The sequence below is a fragment of the Leifsonia sp. SIMBA_070 genome (assembly GCF_046534635.1).
Taxonomy (GTDB): domain Bacteria; phylum Actinomycetota; class Actinomycetes; order Actinomycetales; family Microbacteriaceae; genus Leifsonia.
The window spans coordinates 239,325-254,844 of the sequence record NZ_JAWRYK010000002.1 but is presented as its reverse complement, the minus strand read 5'-3'; the positions used below and the strand labels follow the sequence as shown (position 1 = coordinate 254,844).

General features: G+C 66.1%; 19 protein-coding genes. 13 read left to right on the top strand and 6 right to left on the bottom strand.

Going from position 1 to position 15,520, the window contains the following annotated elements:
* Positions 1 to 11: 11 nt before the first annotated feature.
* The 6 genes from SB754_RS16955 to dnaB all read left to right on the top strand — a co-directional run bounded on the left by SB754_RS16955 (position 12) and on the right by dnaB (position 5,135).
* Positions 12 to 1,349: an ABC transporter substrate-binding protein gene (locus tag SB754_RS16955; protein ID WP_410783585.1), complete on the top strand. Its 1,338-nt coding sequence runs from the start codon at positions 12 to 14 to the stop codon at positions 1,347 to 1,349.
* 244 nt (positions 1,350 to 1,593) lie between these two features.
* A complete protein-coding gene (gene rpsF, locus SB754_RS16950; RefSeq protein WP_018189014.1) occupies positions 1,594 to 1,965 on the top strand; it encodes a 30S ribosomal protein S6 in 372 nt (123 codons plus the stop codon).
* Between the two features lie 4 nt (positions 1,966 to 1,969).
* Complete coding sequence (locus SB754_RS16945; protein ID WP_410783584.1) at positions 1,970 to 2,482, top strand: single-stranded DNA-binding protein; 513 nt, start codon at positions 1,970 to 1,972, stop codon at positions 2,480 to 2,482.
* 80 nt (positions 2,483 to 2,562) lie between these two features.
* Positions 2,563 to 2,826 (top strand): 30S ribosomal protein S18, encoded by a 264-nt coding sequence (gene rpsR, locus SB754_RS16940; protein WP_018189012.1) that lies wholly within the window; start codon positions 2,563 to 2,565, stop codon positions 2,824 to 2,826.
* Positions 2,827 to 2,837: 11 nt separating this feature from the next.
* Positions 2,838 to 3,290 carry a 50S ribosomal protein L9 gene (rplI, locus tag SB754_RS16935; protein WP_410783583.1) on the top strand — a complete coding sequence of 151 codons (453 nt, stop codon included), beginning with the start codon at positions 2,838 to 2,840 and terminating at the stop codon, positions 3,288 to 3,290.
* Between the two features lie 471 nt (positions 3,291 to 3,761).
* The gene (gene dnaB, locus SB754_RS16930) at positions 3,762 to 5,135 is read left to right on the top strand and encodes a replicative DNA helicase (protein WP_410783582.1); all 1,374 of its coding nucleotides are present in this window, start codon (positions 3,762 to 3,764) and stop codon (positions 5,133 to 5,135) included.
* A 364-nt stretch (positions 5,136 to 5,499) separates the two neighbouring features.
* On the opposite strand, the gene SB754_RS16925 is transcribed toward dnaB, so the two are convergent.
* Together SB754_RS16925 and SB754_RS16920 are read right to left on the bottom strand one after the other, a co-directional pair.
* On the bottom strand, positions 5,500 to 5,808 hold the full coding sequence (locus tag SB754_RS16925) for a hypothetical protein (protein ID WP_410783581.1): 309 nt from the start codon (positions 5,806 to 5,808) through the stop codon (positions 5,500 to 5,502).
* A gap of 63 nt (positions 5,809 to 5,871) precedes the next feature.
* Positions 5,872 to 6,297, bottom strand: a complete 426-nt coding sequence (locus SB754_RS16920) for a hypothetical protein (RefSeq protein ID WP_410783580.1) — start codon at positions 6,295 to 6,297, stop codon at positions 5,872 to 5,874.
* Positions 6,298 to 6,308: 11 nt separating this feature from the next.
* On the opposite strand from SB754_RS16920, the gene SB754_RS16915 reads away from it, so the two are divergent.
* Positions 6,309 to 6,950 carry a class I SAM-dependent methyltransferase gene (locus SB754_RS16915; protein WP_410783579.1) on the top strand — a complete coding sequence of 214 codons (642 nt, stop codon included), beginning with the start codon at positions 6,309 to 6,311 and terminating at the stop codon, positions 6,948 to 6,950.
* 203 nt (positions 6,951 to 7,153) lie between these two features.
* Here the strand turns inward: SB754_RS16915 and SB754_RS16910 are convergent, their stop codons facing one another.
* Both SB754_RS16910 and SB754_RS16905 read right to left on the bottom strand, forming a co-directional pair.
* Positions 7,154 to 7,723 (bottom strand): hypothetical protein, encoded by a 570-nt coding sequence (locus tag SB754_RS16910; RefSeq protein ID WP_410783578.1) that lies wholly within the window; start codon positions 7,721 to 7,723, stop codon positions 7,154 to 7,156.
* 56 nt (positions 7,724 to 7,779) lie between these two features.
* A complete protein-coding gene (locus SB754_RS16905; RefSeq protein ID WP_410783958.1) occupies positions 7,780 to 8,415 on the bottom strand; it encodes an AAA family ATPase in 636 nt (211 codons plus the stop codon).
* 150 nt (positions 8,416 to 8,565) lie between these two features.
* On the opposite strand from SB754_RS16905, the gene SB754_RS16900 reads away from it, so the two are divergent.
* The 4 genes from SB754_RS16900 (at position 8,566) to SB754_RS16885 (ending at position 11,082) form a co-directional block, all read left to right on the top strand.
* Positions 8,566 to 9,459: an alpha/beta fold hydrolase gene (locus SB754_RS16900; RefSeq protein ID WP_410783577.1), complete on the top strand. Its 894-nt coding sequence runs from the start codon at positions 8,566 to 8,568 to the stop codon at positions 9,457 to 9,459.
* Between the two features lie 104 nt (positions 9,460 to 9,563).
* Positions 9,564 to 10,073 (top strand): hypothetical protein, encoded by a 510-nt coding sequence (locus tag SB754_RS16895; RefSeq protein WP_410783576.1) that lies wholly within the window; start codon positions 9,564 to 9,566, stop codon positions 10,071 to 10,073.
* 77 nt (positions 10,074 to 10,150) lie between these two features.
* The gene (locus SB754_RS16890; RefSeq protein WP_410783575.1) at positions 10,151 to 10,753 is read left to right on the top strand and encodes an HdeD family acid-resistance protein; all 603 of its coding nucleotides are present in this window, start codon (positions 10,151 to 10,153) and stop codon (positions 10,751 to 10,753) included.
* Between the two features lie 26 nt (positions 10,754 to 10,779).
* Entirely contained in the window at positions 10,780 to 11,082 is a 303-nt protein-coding gene (locus SB754_RS16885) for a hypothetical protein (RefSeq protein ID WP_410783574.1), read from the top strand.
* A 57-nt stretch (positions 11,083 to 11,139) separates the two neighbouring features.
* On the opposite strand, the gene purB is transcribed toward SB754_RS16885, so the two are convergent.
* Together purB and SB754_RS16875 are read right to left on the bottom strand one after the other, a co-directional pair.
* Positions 11,140 to 12,519, bottom strand: a complete 1,380-nt coding sequence (purB, locus tag SB754_RS16880) for an adenylosuccinate lyase (protein ID WP_410783573.1) — start codon at positions 12,517 to 12,519, stop codon at positions 11,140 to 11,142.
* A gap of 69 nt (positions 12,520 to 12,588) precedes the next feature.
* A complete protein-coding gene (locus SB754_RS16875; protein ID WP_410783572.1) occupies positions 12,589 to 12,975 on the bottom strand; it encodes a phage holin family protein in 387 nt (128 codons plus the stop codon).
* Between the two features lie 359 nt (positions 12,976 to 13,334).
* Here SB754_RS16875 and SB754_RS16870 point away from each other — a divergent pair, with 359 nt between their 5' ends.
* Entirely contained in the window at positions 13,335 to 14,372 is a 1,038-nt protein-coding gene (locus SB754_RS16870; protein ID WP_410783571.1) for a Fic family protein, read from the top strand.
* Between the two features lie 38 nt (positions 14,373 to 14,410).
* Positions 14,411 to 15,520, top strand: a complete 1,110-nt coding sequence (locus tag SB754_RS16865) for a pyridoxal phosphate-dependent aminotransferase (RefSeq protein WP_410783570.1) — start codon at positions 14,411 to 14,413, stop codon at positions 15,518 to 15,520.

Here is a 15,520-nt window from a genome sequence, read left to right as displayed (position 1 = left end):
GAGGAACAGAGATGGCCAAGCGCTCGACCCTCATCACGGCATCGGTGGCGGGACTCGTCGTCCTGGTCGCAGCGGTCGGCATCGGCGTCGGCGTCGCGGGATCGGCGCAGCCGCAGAAGGAGACCGTGACGGTCCGGCTGTGGGACGACCAGGTGCAGAAGGCGTACCGGACGTCGTTCGCCGAGTTCGAGAAGCAGAACCCCTCCATCGACGTGAAGACCACGCTGGTGCCGTGGGCCGACTACTTCACCAAGCTCCGCACCGACCTGGCCGCAGGGAACGCGGACGACGTGTTCTGGGTCAACGCCGGCAACTTCGAGGACTACGCGACCGGCGGCGACCTGGTCGATATTGGAAAGACCTTGGGCTCCTCGTCCCTGAAGCAGTGGCAGCCGAACATCGTGAAGCAGTACACGCTGAAGGGCTCGCTGTGGGGAGTGCCGCAGCTGGCGGACCCCGGCATCGGGCTCTTCTACAACGCCGACCTCCTGAAGAAAGCGGGTCTCTCCCCCGCGTCGCTCGCCGGCCTCCACTGGTCGCCGGACCGGTCGAAGGACACTCTCCTCCCGGTGCTGCAGAAGCTCACCGTGGATGCCTCCGGACGGAACGCGGCCGACCCGGCCTTCGACCCGCAGCACATCGTGCAGTACGGCTACAACGCCGCCAACGACCTGAACGCGATCTACATCAACTACCTCGGTTCCAACGGAGCTGCCCTGCAGAAGGGGAACCGCTTCGTCTTCGACTCGTCCCAGGGCGTGCAGGCGTTCCAGTACGTCGTCGACCTCATCGAGAAGTACCACGTCGCCCCCTCCGCGGCCGACACGAACACCAACGGCGACTTCAGCCGCGACCAGTTCACGCAGGGCAGGCTCGCGCTCTTCCAGACCGGGTCGTACAACCTCGCCAACGTGGAGCAGGGCGCTGGGTTCCCGTGGGGTGTCGCACCGCTCCCCGCAGGGCCGGCCGGAGCGATCAGCGTCACCAACGGCGTGATCGCCGCCGGCAATGCGCACTCGAAGCATCCGGAGGCTGTGAAGAAGGTGCTGCAGTGGCTCGGAAGTGCGAAGGGGTCCGCGGCGATCGGCCAGGGCGGGTCCGCCTCCCCCGCCGTCCTCGGCGCTCAGCAGGGCTTCGTCGACTACTGGAAGAAGAAGGGCATCGACGTCTCGCCGCTGTACGACGTGCTGAAGAACGGCGGCGTGCAGGCTCCGCAGGGCGCGAACTGGGCGAAGGCGCAGGATGCGTTCGGCCCGGTCTTCGAGGAGATGTTCCTGGGCCGGACGCCCGTGCCGGAAGCGCTGAAGCGGGCGCAGTCGGCGGCGAATGCCGCGATGGGCGCCGGGTGACGCGTTCTCTCCACAGGAGGCGGGAGACCGCGAACTTTCCACAGATTCTTGGGAGGCCCGGTTCGCGGCGGCCCCGCTCGCCAGGCTGGGGGACATGACCGAGATCACCGCCGGCTGGCGTCCTGCACCCGCTTCCGTTACGCTAGATAAGTTGTCCGGGCGGATTCCTGCCCTGGGCACGTCTATGACACCCTCCTGCTGCAGAACGTCTGCAGCCGCTGAGACCAGAGGAGGTGGGTTAGTCATGCATCAGTACGAGTTGATGGTCATCCTCGATCCAGAGATCGATGAGCGCACCGTGGCTCCGAGCCTTGACAAGTTCCTCAACGTCGTCCGGAACGACGGTGGAACGATCGACAACGTCGACATCTGGGGTCGTCGTCGTCTGGCTTACGAGATCAACAAGAAGTCCGAGGGCATCTACGCCGTCGTCCAGCTCACCGCCGAGGGCGACACGACCAAGGAGCTCGACCGCCAGCTGAAGCTCAGCGAGGCCGTCATGCGCACCAAGGTCCTCCGCGCCGAGGAGGCGATCGCTCAGGTCGCCGCCGCTCAGAAGCGTGCCGACGAGAAGGCTGCCCGCAAGGCCGCCACCTCCGAGAAGGCCGGCGCCTAGTCCCATGGCCGGCGAGACCGTCATCACCGTGGTGGGAAACCTCACCGCCGACCCCGAGCTGCGGTACACGCAGAACGGGCTGGCTGTCGCCAACTTCACCATCGCGTCCACCCCCCGCACGTTCGACCGTCAGGCGAACGAGTGGAAGGACGGCGAGGCTCTGTTCCTCCGCGCCAGCGTCTGGCGCGAGTTCGCGGAGCACGTCGCGGGTTCGCTGACCAAGGGGTCGCGCGTCATCGCGCAGGGCCGCCTGAAGCAGCGCTCCTACGAGACCAAGGAAGGCGAGAAGCGCACCAGCATCGAGCTCGAGATCGACGAGATCGGGCCGTCGCTGCGCTACGCCACCGCACAGGTGACTCGCGCACAGTCGTCGTCGCCGCGTGGAGCAGCGGGCGGCTTCGGTGGCGGAGCACCCGCCGTCGAGGAGCCGTGGGCCGCATCGGCTCCGGCGGACCCGTCCGCCGGTGCGGATGTCTGGAACACTCCGGGCTCCTACAACGACGAGACCCCCTTCTAACGAGACTCGCCTCTCGACAGAGGGGCACACATCATCAGCCCGCCGGCCGGAGGCCGGACGGGCGGAAAGCAAAGGAAACCATGGCTGGAAAGTCGAGCGGCGACCGCCGCAAGCCGATCCGCAAGGGCAAGGACGGCAAGAACGCCGCCCCCGCGAAGTCCGTTCGCGTCGGCGTCATCGATTACAAGGACGTCGCAACCCTGCGCAAGTTCATCTCGGAGCGTGGAAAGATCCGCGCTCGCCGGATCACCGGTGTCTCCGTCCAGGAGCAGCGCCTCATCGCCCGCGCGGTCAAGAACGCGCGCGAGATGGCGCTCCTCCCCTACGCCGGCTCCGGCCGTTAAGGAGCAACGACATGTCGAAGGTTATTCTCACCCACGAGGTCACCGGCCTCGGTTCGGCCGGTGACGTCATCGAGGTCAAGAACGGCTACGCCCGTAACTACCTCGTCCCGCAGGGCTTCGCGATCGCGTGGAGCCGTGGCGGCGAGAAGCAGGTCGAGCAGATCAAGGCGGCCCGTGCCGCTCGCGAGCTGCACACCGTCGAGCAGGCCCAGGATCTCAAGGCCAAGCTCGAGGCGACCAAGGTCAAGCTGACCGTGAAGGCGGGCCGCGAGGGCCGTCTGTTCGGTTCGGTCAAGACCGGCGATGTCGCGGACGCCGTCAAGGCGGCCGGCATCGGCGAGCTCGACAAGCGCAAGATCGAGCTCCCCAACCCCATCAAGGTGGTCGGCGACCACGAGGCGACCGTGCGTCTGCACGACGACCTCTCGGCCGTGATCTCCCTTCAGGTGGTCGCTGCCAAGTAGGCAAATACGCGAAAGTGTAGCGGCGGGCGTATGCCCGCCGCTACCTCTCGTTAAGGGTGTTTTCCCCCGCCTTGTACACAGGCGCTCCCGCGGCGCCCCCAACGTTGAACACAGGGTTCAAGGAACTTTCTACACACAGGCTGGGGAAAGATAATTCCCTGGTCAGCCGGGTTTAATCCGCATAAGCTCATTTGTTGTCCACAGACTTCCACACACCTTCTACACACACTCCACGGCGTTTCGCGCAGATTCTCCCCAGTTTTATCCACAGGCTGAGTTGTGATGAGGGGACGAGGTTCATAGTGTTGAGCGACGTCGACGGACGACAGCCGCGAATCAGTGGCGATGTCGGAGGTCGTCCCGACAATCGAGTCGAGGGAACCGTCCGCGCGACGAGCGCGGCCGGCCTCCCGACGACGGCCTCGTCGTGCCCGCCGGACTCGAACGCATGCGAACAGTGGAGGAGTGAACGTGTCGATCGCCCATATCGGTCTCGCAGATGGTCGTGACCAGGGTGACACCCGCTCCCCGGAGCGCACGCCGCCGCACGACCTCCTCGCCGAACAGAGCGCCCTCGGCGGCATGCTGCTCAGCAAGGACGCTGTGGCGGACGTGGTCGAGGTCATCCGCGGAACAGACTTCTACATCCCCAAGCACGAGATCATCTACGACGCCATCCTGTCGCTCTACTCGCACGGCGAGCCGACGGACGTCATCACCGTCACGGACGAGCTGACGAAGATCGGCGAACTCTCCCGCGCAGGCGGCGCCGAGTACCTGCACACACTCACCAGCCTGGTGCCGACTGCGGCGAACGCGGGCTATTACGCCAACATCGTCGGTGAGAAGGCGCTCCTCCGTCGCCTGGTCGAGGCCGGGACACGCATCACGCAGATGGGCTACAAGGCCGAGGGCGAGGTGCTCGACCTGGTCAACAACGCACAGGCCGAGATCTACTCCGTCACCGGCACGCAGGAGACCGAGGACTACGTCCCGCTCACGGAGGCCGTGACCGTCGCGATCGACGAGATCGAGGCCGCCAAGCACAAGGACGGCTCCATGACCGGCGTGCCCACGGGCTTCGCCGAGCTCGACGAGCTCACCAACGGCCTCCACCCCGGCCAGATGGTCATCGTGGCGGCCCGACCGGCGCTCGGAAAGTCGACCCTGGCGCTCGACTTCGCCCGGGCCGCGGCCATCAAGCACGACATGCCGACCATCTTCTTCTCGCTCGAGATGGGCCGGAGCGAGATCGCCATGCGTCTGCTCTCGGCCGAGGCGACCGTGCCGCTGCAGAACATGCGCAAGGGAACGGTCGACAACCGCGACTGGACGACCATCGCCGCCACCCGCGGCCGCATCAACGACGCGCCGCTCTACATCGACGACAGCCCCAACATGACGCTGGTCGAGATCCGGGCCAAGTGCCGTCGTCTCAAGCAGCGCGTCGGCCTCAAGATGGTGATCATCGACTACCTGCAGCTGATGACCAGCGGCAAGCGCGTCGAGAGCCGCCAGCAGGAGGTCAGCGAGTTCTCCCGCGCCCTGAAGCTGCTCGCGAAGGAACTCCAGGTGCCGGTCATCGCCCTCTCCCAGCTGAACCGTGGCCCTGAGCAGCGCGCCGACAAGCTCCCCGCCCTGAGCGACCTCCGCGAGTCCGGCTCGATCGAGCAGGACGCCGACGTCGTCGTCCTCCTCCACCGCGAGTCCGCCTACGAGAAGGACAACCCGCGCGCCGGCGAGGCCGACCTCATCGTCGCCAAGCACCGTAACGGCCCCACCCGCACGGTCACCGTCGCGTTCCAGGGCATGTACTCGCGCTTCGCGGACATGGCGCCGATCTAGGGGGCGTGTCGACCGTCGCCTTAGATTGTCTTTCCGCCACGAAAGATTGTCCTTCTGAGAGGTCTGGACAATCTAATTGGCGTCTTCAGTCCGTCGTGCGGCCGAGCCGCAGCGAGCGTGTAGCGTTTGGCGCCCCTTCGCCGGGCTTTTTTGCGGGACAGGTATACGGGACACCCACGCTCAATTAGCGGCTGACATCGCGCCCTCGCTTTGCGGTTCGGGGGCGGTCCGCTGATGGACCGGCTTACGGGCTCACGGCTTAGCGATACGGCTTGTGGGGGCAACGGTAGGCGTCATTGTCAACTGGAGCGGCTGGCGATGCGGTCAACCGCGTGCGGATCGTCGATCACGCTGATGCCAGCGATCACCGGGGTTGGAACACGAACAGGGCGGCAACACCGGCAATCACCAGCCCAATGACGCCGGCGACGACCGGACGATGCCAGCCGGGAGTCCAGGGTGGCAGCACGACGGCGAGGAATGTGATGACGGCGATCCCGCAGAGAAACGAAATGCTAAGGGTCGGGTCGCCTGGCTGATACAGGCAGGTGTTGAACCCACACCAAGTGAACCGGGCGAGCCCCCCGAAAATTACGTCGAGGAGCACAGCAAGCGGAACCGAGACCAGCAGCCAGTATCCGTACCTCGGCCGCGGCGGCGCATGCGTATCCACGCTTCTCCCCGATCAGTCGTTACCGCGAGTGTAGATGCGCCCGGCCTCCAATAGAGGATCCGCTTATGAGAAGGGGGCTACGACGATCTGGACGTCGTCCTCGTACAAGATTCGGCCCGGGTCGTCTTCCCGGCGTTCGATCCACCCCACGCCATAGCGATCGAGCAGCCTGAGGTACTCGTGCACCCGTGTCACAAGGTGCTCCGCACTGATCTTGAACCAACATTCGGTGCGTGGATTGATTGAGCGATCGAAGAGCGTCCCGTCGACCTCGCTGGGATCGGCGTAGGCCGCATTCATCCAGTCGTTGTTCTCGCGCCACAACGCGTAGTCGTCGACGCTGAGTTGCCCGGAATGAGCGAGACCATTTGCCAGTGCAAACACGCCGGGCTTGACACCCCGAGAATTCACGGTCCTTCCCTCGAAGCGCACGTACACACCGACAGCATGACAGCGGCGCCGGTCGGCGCGGAACCTGGCAGTGTCCATAGTGTGATCAGGTGACAGACATCGATTGGATCGAGAGCACGCGGACCTCGTATGACACAGTGGCTGATAGCTACACAGACTTTGTCGATGCCGCAATCGGCCGCTGGGACCCATTCGTGTGGGCGTTTCTGGACGCCTTTGCGGCCTTGAGCAAGGCGAAGGGCCCGGTTCTCGACGCTGGGTGTGGCCCCGGACGCGTTACGGCCCACTTGAAGGACAAGGGTCTTGAAATCAGCGGCATCGATCTGTCCCCACGTCTCATCGAGATCGCCCGAACACATCGCCCAGACATTGACTTCACCGTCGGGTCGATCACTCAACTTCCGGTCGATGCAGCGCACCTTGCCGGCATCATCTGCTGGTGGGTGCTGCACCACGTTCCGGACGACTCCATCGGCGCCGTTATTGGGCAGTTCTTCGAGAAGCTTCAGCCGGGTGGGGTTCTGCTTCTCGGCGGCCACCTCGGTTCGTCGACGCACACCAAGACCGAAGGCTACGGAGGGCACCCGATGAACGTGCACATGGCCAAACGACCGCTGGAAGCCGTCGCTGAAACACTCGAGGAGCACGGCTTCGTGATCGACCTCCAAGCGACACTAGATCCTCGGTCGACAGCCCCATCGCTCGTGGTCCTGGCACACAAACCGATGTAGAGGCGCTAGGTCGGCGCACGCTGAAGGATCCTCTAGTGGGACGGTCTTCACGTCTCTTCTATGCCGGACGGACAATGTACTTGGCGGAGATCGAAGACAATCTTCCGGCGGAAGCGCCTGAGAAGCGGTCGCTCGGGACAATCTGCACGAGGCGTCGACAGGTCGTTGTCGACCGCACCATAGATTGTCTTCCCGCGGATGGTCTAGGCGTCGGGAGGCAGGGGCGCGTCGAGCGGGGCGGTTCCCGTCGCGACGCGGCTCTGGGCGCGGCGCCGTGCACCCGTGAGACGGATCGCCCGGGCGACGCGGAACCACCTGTTGGTGGGTGCCAACCAGAGGAGGACGACGCCCACGGTTCCTGCTGCCCCAAGAGAGACAGCGAGGAGGCTGCTCCATCCGAAGGCCGCGATGGCAATCGAGACGGCACCCAGGACGGTCAGTACGATGCGCGCCCATCCCGCGCCGCGTCGGATGCGGAACGCTGCCAGGAGGCACAGGCCGAACAGGGCGAGGACGATGAGGTCGCTGAAGATGTTGATCGCGTGCAGCGTCCCCGCTGCCGCATCGCTCACGCGTGCGCCGTCTTTCGCGCTCGTATGCGCGATGACGCGATCAGCTATCGACCACTGCCGGATGGTGGTGGATGGGAGCAGGACCAGCCTGATCGCGACCAGCCCGAGGAACACCCAGAAGGCGACGGTGACCTGCACAGGTCGCGGACCCAGCGACGAGGGGCCTTCGGTGACCGCCGTCGCGCCCATCATGTCAGTCATCGCGTGTCCTCCTGGTCTGTCGAGCGTGAGCCTATCCGGATTCGGGCGAGGACAATCTAGTCGGCTGGCCGACAGCGGTCAGCACTTCTCACGCGAGCGTCGATCGCCCTTCTGAGGCGATCGAGAGACGCGTCCACGTCGCCATCGACCGGCGTGACGCGAACGATCTGCTCGCGACTGTCGATGAACTCTCGGTGACGCTGAACCACTTCCTGCATCGACTCTGTTCCGAGTGAGCCGTGGACGACGTTGGGGCTTCCGGATCGTTCAGCGCGTGCAGCGCGGTCACGGACGCGCCGCTCCGCGATCTCCGGAGTCTCGAGCAACACCACCTCGACGAACTGTGCACCCGATGTCATCGCCGCTTTCTGGAGCTGATCGATGAACGTAGTGTTCGCAAGGAACTGGGGGACGATGACGTCCCTCTCATGTGCGAGGTGGTCGCCGATCATCGTGAGCGCAAGGTCCCGGGTGCGCAGGCCCGCCTCAACGGGATGGCGTTCCCAATCCGCGATCATGGCCCTGAGGACATCCAGCAGGGAGAGGGCCAGTGGGCGTTCCTGGGCCCAGAGATGCGCGAGAGTGCTCTTCCCTGAAGCGGGACCACCGTTGAGGAGTACGAGGAGGGGCATTCCGACATTCTCGCTCGAAGCCCGCTCCCGCCATCGAGGCGGCGACGGTTCGGGAAGCAGCCCTCATGTCGGAGATCGGAACCGGCTGAGCGACTGGATGGCTGGACGGCGACGCCAGGTAATCTGGCAACCCAGGACGTTGCGCCACATCGAGCGACAACGTGCGCGGCCGTTCACGCGACGCCGATCCGATCGAGACAGGGCGCCGGAATGCCAATCAGTGAAGTCCAGTTGGTCGACACGCCTCTGCTGCGCATCGGGTATGAGGTGCTCGGTGAGCCGGGCGGTCAGACTGTCGTGCTCCTGCACGGGTTCCCCTACGATGTGCGTTCCTATGACGATGTCGCTCCTCGACTGGCGAAGGCCGGTCGGCGGGTGGTCGCGCCCTATCTGCGCGGCTACGGCCCGACGCGGTTCCGCTCCGACCGGACGCTGCGCTCCGGACAGCAAGCGGCGCTCGGTCAGGACCTGATCGACCTGATGGACGCGCTCGACATCGAGCACGCGATCGTCGCCGGGTACGACTGGGGCGGGCGCGCCGCGTGTGTTGCCGCAGCGCTCTTCCCCGAGCGGATCGACGGGCTGGTCACAGTCTCCGGCTATCCCATCCAGGACATCGCCGGATCCGTCGAACCGGCCGATCCTCTCGACGAGAAGCTGGACTGGTATCAGTACTACTTCCACTCCGAGCGGGGTCGGCGCGGTCTCGAGCGGTATCGCGAGGAGCTGTGTCGTTCTCTGTGGCGCGACTGGTCTCCGGAGTGGGCCGAGGCGGAGACCGCGTTCGCGGCGTCGGCCTCAAGCCTGCACAACCCGGATTTCGTCGACGTCGCCGTCCACTCCTACCGGCACCGGTTCGGGTTGGCCGACGGAGATCCGCGCTACGACGACCTCGAGCGTCGTCTCGCCGAGCGCCCGACCATCTCCGTGCCCACTGTCTCCGTCGACAGCGGAGCGGACGGTTTCGGCTGGTTCGATTCGTCTGAGCATGCCTCCCACTTCTCCGGCCCCTTCCGGCGTGTCGTGCTGCCCGGGGTCGGGCACAACCCGCCGCAGGAGGACCCTGCGGCGTTCAGCGACGCGCTACTGACCCTCGTGCACTGATTCCGCGAGACCGCGTGATCGCTGAAACGCGTGGCGTGGAGGGCACGCGGGATCATCCTCCGGGAGGACGCGGGGCCCGGCCGACGGGCGGTTCAATGGGACTCATGATGGGCATCCTCCTCCCCGTGCTGCAGGGCGCCGGCAGTGTGGCGCTCTCGCTGGTCGCGTTCGCACTGGCCTTCACATGGCCGTCGCTGCTGCGGCCCATCCTGCGGCTTCGCACAGACGGCGCGCGCGTCCTGGCCGCTACCGGGCTGGGCTTCGTGCTGATCCTCGCGGCCGCTCTCCTCTACATCACGCCGGGCGTGCTGCTTCGGGATCCGCTCGGGATGCTGCTGCTCGTCCCCGTCGCCGTCCTGTGGCTGACGGGTGCCGTCGCACTCGTCGTGCGCGGCATGGTGCTCGGTGGGGCGGCGCGCGGGATCTCCTACGCGCTCGCCGTTGTGGCCGGCGCCGGCGTCGCCGCGGGCATCGTCTCCGGAGTTCTCACGCAGCAGGGGATGGCCGACACCGTCACCCCTACGGGAGCCTTCCTGCTTGCGGTCGGCGCTCTCGCCTCCGTCATCTTCTGGGCTCGTGCGGAGGAGCCCGAGCCGCGGCCGACGACCGCCTGAGAGTCCCGGGATGCGGCGAACCCGCAGGATCCCGCTGACTAGACTGGGAGGCGAATCCGTACGAAAGAGGTCGCCGAATGGCTACCGCCGTCCCCGCCCAGAATCCCAGCGTGCACGCGCACAGCCGATACTGGGTCGTCCCTACGATCCGTGCCATCGTGGCGCTCGCCGCGGGCGCGGTCATCACCTTCACGCGGGATGCGCACACCCCGCTGTTCGGACTCGTCGTCTTCGGTCTCTTCGCCATCGTCGATGGCCTCGCCACGGGCATCCTGAGCTGGCTGTTCGCGGGTCGGCGACTGACGCGCACACTCTTCGCCGTGCAGGGCGCCATCGGCGTGATTGCCGGCGTGCTGTCGCTGTCGCTGACGGGCGCCGGCCTCGGGCTCTTCCTCTACCTCGTCACCGTGTGGGCGGCGCTCACCGGTTTCCTCGAGCTGTACAGCGGCATCCGTGAGCGGGGCCGCGACGCAGCAGCCCGCGACTGGCTGATCACCGGCGCCATCACCGCCGTCCTCGCGCTCGTCCTCCTCTTCGTCCCCGCCGACGCGGTGCTCGCGATCGGCCTGTTCGGCGCGTGGGCCGTCATCGTCGGCGTCTTCCAGGGCATCGGTGCCGCCACGCTGCGCTCGGCCTCCCGTGCGACGGCGGACGCCCCCGGAGCGGAGAGCCGACCGTGAGCCCGCGCAACAAGAAAGACCCCCGAGTGACCTCGAACCTGCAGCCCACGCGGCGCGACCGTTTCCTGCCCGTCGAACTCCTCGGCATCTCGGCGGGACTCGCCGTCTTCGTCGGACTGATCGTGCTGATGGCGACCCGGGAGTTCCCACTCGCCGGCATCGCGCTCGGCGTGACGTTCATCCTCGCGCTCGTGCTGCTCGCCCTGTTCGCCCTGGCCTTCAAGCCGACCGAGGCGGAAGTCGAAGACATCCACGAGCAGGACGCCGAGGCACGAGCCAAGGCGGCGCGGGAGCGCCCGGAGAGCGGCGACCGCCCGCAGGGCCACTGACCGCACGCCGCTGACTGCGCGGCCACGATCCGTGCGCCGACCGGCGCCCGCGCCTTCCTACAGGTAGTCGACCAGCTCCGACGCCAGCCCGATGTAGCCTGCGGGCGTCAGTGCCAGGAGGCGGTTCTTGGCCGCCTGACCGATCTCCAGTCCCTGTACGAATTCCGTCAGAGCGGCATGGTCGACCCGCTTGCCCCGCGTCAGCTCCTTGAGCAGAGCGTACGGGTCCGAGATCGTCGAACGCCCTGCCGTCACCTCCGCCCGGATGACCGTCTGGATCGCCTCCGCCAGCACCTCCCAGTTCGTGTCGAGGTCGTCGGCGAGAAGCTGACGGTCGATGGTGATCTGGCCGAGGCCGCGGTCGATGTTGTCCAGGGCGAGGAGGGAGTGCCCGAGCCCGACGCCGATGTTGCGCTGAGTGGTGGAGTCGGTCAGGTCGCGCTGCAGGCGGCTGGTCACCAGGGTCGCGGCGAGCGAGTCGAGCACCGCGCTGGAGAGCTCCAGGTTGGCCTCCGCGTTCTCGAACCGGATGGGGTTCACCTTGTGCGGCATCGTCGAGGACCCGGTCGCACCCGGCTCCGGAACCTGGCGGAAGTAGCCGAGCGAGATGTACGTCCAGATGTCCGTGCACAGGTTGTGGAGGATGCGGTTGGCGTGCGAGATGCGCGAATACAGCTCGGCCTGCCAGTCGTGGGACTCGATCTGCGTCGTCAGCGGGTTCCAATCGAGGCCCAGGCTCTCGACGAACTCGCGGGAGATGCGCGGCCAGTCGGCCTCAGGGTCGGCGATCAGGTGCGCGGCGAAGGTGCCGGTCGCACCGCTGAACTTGCCGAGATGGACGCCGCCCTCGATCTGCTCGCGCACCCGCTCCAGGCGGTGGACGAAGACCGCCAGCTCCTTGCCCATCGTGGTCGGGGTGGCCGGCTGACCGTGGGTGCGGGCGAGCATGGCGTCGTCGCGGTACTGCTTCGCCTGTGCGCGGAGCTCGGCGATCACGCCGCGGAACTTCGGCAGCCAGGTCTCGCGGACAGCCGCGCTCACCGTCAGGGCGTAGGCGAGGTTGTTGATGTCCTCGCTGGTGGCTGCGAAGTGGGTGAGCTCGGCGATGTGGTCGAGCCCGAGCGCGTGGAGTCGCTCCCGCACGAGGTACTCGACCGCCTTCACATCGTGCTTGGTGGTCGCCTCGAGCTCTGCGAGACGGTCGATCTCGGCCTGGCCGAAGTCGTCGGCGAGGGCCCGCAGCGCCGCCTTCTGCTCCGCGGTGAGCGGACTGGACCCGAACATCCGGTGCTCGGTCAGGTAGAGCAGCCACTCGACCTCCACCTGCACGCGGGCGCGGTTCAGACCGGCCTCGGAGAGGTGGTCGCCGAGCCCGAGCACGGCGGACCGGTAGCGGCCGTCGAGCGGGCTGAGCGGCTGGGGAGGCAGGGCGGTCATGGTGCTCCTCGCGGGATCAGGCGGCGGGTACCCCACCATTCTCCCGCACGTGCGCCCCGCGGGAGGACGTCAGTCGCGCCGTGCGGGACGGAACACCAGCCCGAGCAGCCAACCGATGATGCCGAGTACGAGCGCACCGAGCACACCCGACCAGAAGCCGTCGATGTGGAGGCCGAAGCCCAGGGCGTCGCTGATCCACGACACGATGAAGAGGAGGAACGCGTTGACCAGCAGCGAGATCAGCCCCAGCGTGAGGATGTACAGCGGCAGCGCGACGATCCGGATGACCGTGCCGACGATCGCGTTCACCACACCGAAGATCAGCGCGATGAGCAGAAACGTGAGAACGGTGGCCGTGGTGCCCGGCGCATACGGCTGGACGCTCACGCCGCTGACGATCAGCGTCGTGAGCCACAGGGCGAAGGCGTTGATGATCAGTCTGAGCAGGAATCGCATGCCCCACATCCTTCCAGGAGGTGCGGTTAGGGTACAGGGCCGGGACGTCCTATGCCTTGCGCTTTAATCACAAGGATGTAATTTATAGTCTTTCCCATTTTTCTTTAATCGCATCCGGTGAAGACAGTAAAGTGAACGCCGAGAAACTATATAGGCGAGCTTGTGAAGTAAAGCGAACCTCATGATTCGGCGGAGGGAAAAGGGTGGATATCGAGAGGTTCGGGAAGAGCCCGGTTGGCAGTCTGGTCCCCATAGCGGGCGTCGACGGACGGACTGGACAACGGTACGAACACTTTGCATTCAGTGCTTCCCCGCTTGTCGATGCTCCTGTCTTGAGCGCTGCGACGTGGCGACACCTCATGGCGGCGAGCCACTCTCTTGGACGCCTCGAACAAGGCGCGTCGCTCGTGCCCAATCCGGAACTTCTTCGCCGGCCGACTCTGCAGCGAGAGGCCCAAAGCACGTCAGCGCTCGAAGGCACGTACGCTCCCCTCGACGAAGTCCTGGCCGCGGAGGTGATGGACTCTCGAACGCGTTCGTCCGCCTTGAACGAAGTGATCAACTACATCGTTGCCGCCGAGCGCGCGTTCGACTGGATCGAGTCCGGGCGCCCGATCACCGGCGGATTGATGACCGAACTTCATAGAGTGCTCGTGAACGGCACTGCAGCCGACAATGAGGAGGCAGGGCGGGTACGCCGAATTCAAGTGGTGATCGGTTCCCGCGGCGGTACCGTTTTCGAGTCGCGATTCATTCCCGCTCCGCCTGGGGTAGCGCTCGAGAGCGCGTTCTCGGACCTCATTCAGTGGATAAAGCCGAAGCAAGCAGACGACCTGGACCCGATCGTCAAAGCTGCGATGGCTCACTATCAGTTCGAGACCCTGCATCCGTTCAATGACGGGAACGGTCGACTCGGGCGGCTGCTGATCGTGCTGCAGCTCGTGTCGGAGGACCTTCTCAGTCATGGTCTCTTGAGCGTCTCTCCGTGGTTCGAGCGAAAGCGGGACGAATATCAAGAGCTTCTGGCTGCAGTGAGCGCGACAGGGGATTGGAATGACTGGATCACCTTCTTCGCGAGAGGGATCGAGGAGTCTGCACGGGATACGGCGAGTCGAATGATGGACTTGCTTGCCATCCAGAATCGATTCCACGAGAAGCTACGCTCGGCGGGAGCGCGAGGTGTGATTCGCGACATCGTCGACATCCTCATCGGGTCGCCCTACGTCACTATCCCGTTCTTGGTTTCGGCAACGGGTAAGACCTATCCGGCGGTGAAGTCAGCCGTGGTCAAGCTTGAACAGCTGGGAATCCTGGAGGAGCGCGCCGGGACGTCACCCAAGCTTTTCCGCGCGCTGGACGTCATCGGCATCACATCCGCACCTACCCGTTTGTTCTGATTCCCCCTCCGGTATGCGGGCGCGGCTAAGTTGGGTCTGTGAGTTCTGATGACACGCTCGGTGTGAGACTGCGCCCGGAGATCGTGGCGGTTCCTGCCTACAAGCAGGGGCGGCCGGCGCCGGCCGACGGTTACAAGCTGTCGAGCAACGAGAACCCGTACCCGCCACTCCCCTCGGTGGTGGAGGCTGTGGCCGCGACGCTGCGCGAGCTGAACCGTTACCCGAACGCCGGCGGCGCCGACCTCCGCGCGCGCCTGGCGGAGCGGCACGGCGTCGGCGTCGACGAGGTGCACCTGGGCAGCGGTTCGGTCGCGCTGCTGTCGCAGCTGATCCAGGCGGCCGCCGGCGTGGGCGACGAGGTCGTCTACTCCTGGCGCTCGTTCGAGGCCTACCCGGGGCTGGTCACCGTCGCGGGCGCGACCAGCGTGCAGGTGCCCAACCGGGCGGACGGCAGCCACGACCTTGAGGCGCTCGCCGACGCGATCACCGACCGCACGCGCGTCGTGATCGTCTGCACGCCGAACAACCCCACGGGGACGATCGTCACGGCGGCCGACTTCGAGACGTTCATGTCCCGGGTCCCGTCCGACCTGTTGGTGCTGCTCGACGAGGCCTACTACGAGTTCGTCACCGACGACGCCGCGGTGGACGGCATCCCGTTGCTCTCCCGCTACCCGAACCTCGTCGTCCTCCGCACGTTCTCGAAGGCGTACGGACTTGCGGCGCTGCGGATCGGGTACGCCGTCGGGCCGGCCCCCGTGCTCAACGCCGCTCGCTCGGCGGCCATCCCGCTCTCCGTCACCGACGCCTCCCGCGTCGCCGCGCTGGCCTCCATCGACGCCGAGGACGAGCTGATGGAGCGGGTGGCGCGCGTTGCGATGGTGCGCGACCGGTTGCGTCAGGCGCTCATCGAGCAGGGATGGTTCGTGCCGGAGGCGCAGGGCAACTTCATCTGGCTGGCCACCGGCGAGCAGACCGCCGCGGCCAACGACGCGTTCTTCGACGCCGGGCTGACGGTTCGCGCGTTCCCGCCGGAGGGCATCCGCATCAGCGTCGGCGAGGAGGAGTCTGTGGAGAAACTCCTGCAGGTGGCCGGGGATATTGTGCGGAACCTACCAAATAGCCACCCGGCCAAGCGGTTAGGTTAG

Excerpts from the sequence above, each read along its gene's own strand:
- SB754_RS16955 (WP_410783585.1), top strand. The coding sequence starts at position 12 with ATGGCCAAGCGCTCGACCCTCATCACGGCATCGGTGGCGGGACTCGTC.
- rpsF (WP_018189014.1), top strand. The coding sequence starts at position 1,594 with ATGCATCAGTACGAGTTGATGGTCATCCTCGATCCAGAGATCGATGAG.
- rplI (WP_410783583.1), top strand. The coding sequence starts at position 2,838 with ATGTCGAAGGTTATTCTCACCCACGAGGTCACCGGCCTCGGTTCGGCC.
- SB754_RS16945 (WP_410783584.1), top strand. The coding sequence starts at position 1,970 with ATGGCCGGCGAGACCGTCATCACCGTGGTGGGAAACCTCACCGCCGAC.
- SB754_RS16910 (WP_410783578.1), bottom strand. The coding sequence starts at position 7,723 with ATGACTGACATGATGGGCGCGACGGCGGTCACCGAAGGCCCCTCGTCG.
- SB754_RS16875 (WP_410783572.1), bottom strand. The coding sequence starts at position 12,975 with ATGCGATTCCTGCTCAGACTGATCATCAACGCCTTCGCCCTGTGGCTC.
- SB754_RS16890 (WP_410783575.1), top strand. The coding sequence starts at position 10,151 with ATGGCTACCGCCGTCCCCGCCCAGAATCCCAGCGTGCACGCGCACAGC.
- SB754_RS16900 (WP_410783577.1), top strand. The coding sequence starts at position 8,566 with ATGCCAATCAGTGAAGTCCAGTTGGTCGACACGCCTCTGCTGCGCATC.
- SB754_RS16870 (WP_410783571.1), top strand. The coding sequence starts at position 13,335 with ATGGCGGCGAGCCACTCTCTTGGACGCCTCGAACAAGGCGCGTCGCTC.
- SB754_RS16895 (WP_410783576.1), top strand. The coding sequence starts at position 9,564 with ATGATGGGCATCCTCCTCCCCGTGCTGCAGGGCGCCGGCAGTGTGGCG.
- purB (WP_410783573.1), bottom strand. The coding sequence starts at position 12,519 with ATGACCGCCCTGCCTCCCCAGCCGCTCAGCCCGCTCGACGGCCGCTAC.
- SB754_RS16920 (WP_410783580.1), bottom strand. The coding sequence starts at position 6,297 with ATGGACACTGCCAGGTTCCGCGCCGACCGGCGCCGCTGTCATGCTGTC.
- rpsR (WP_018189012.1), top strand. The coding sequence starts at position 2,563 with ATGGCTGGAAAGTCGAGCGGCGACCGCCGCAAGCCGATCCGCAAGGGC.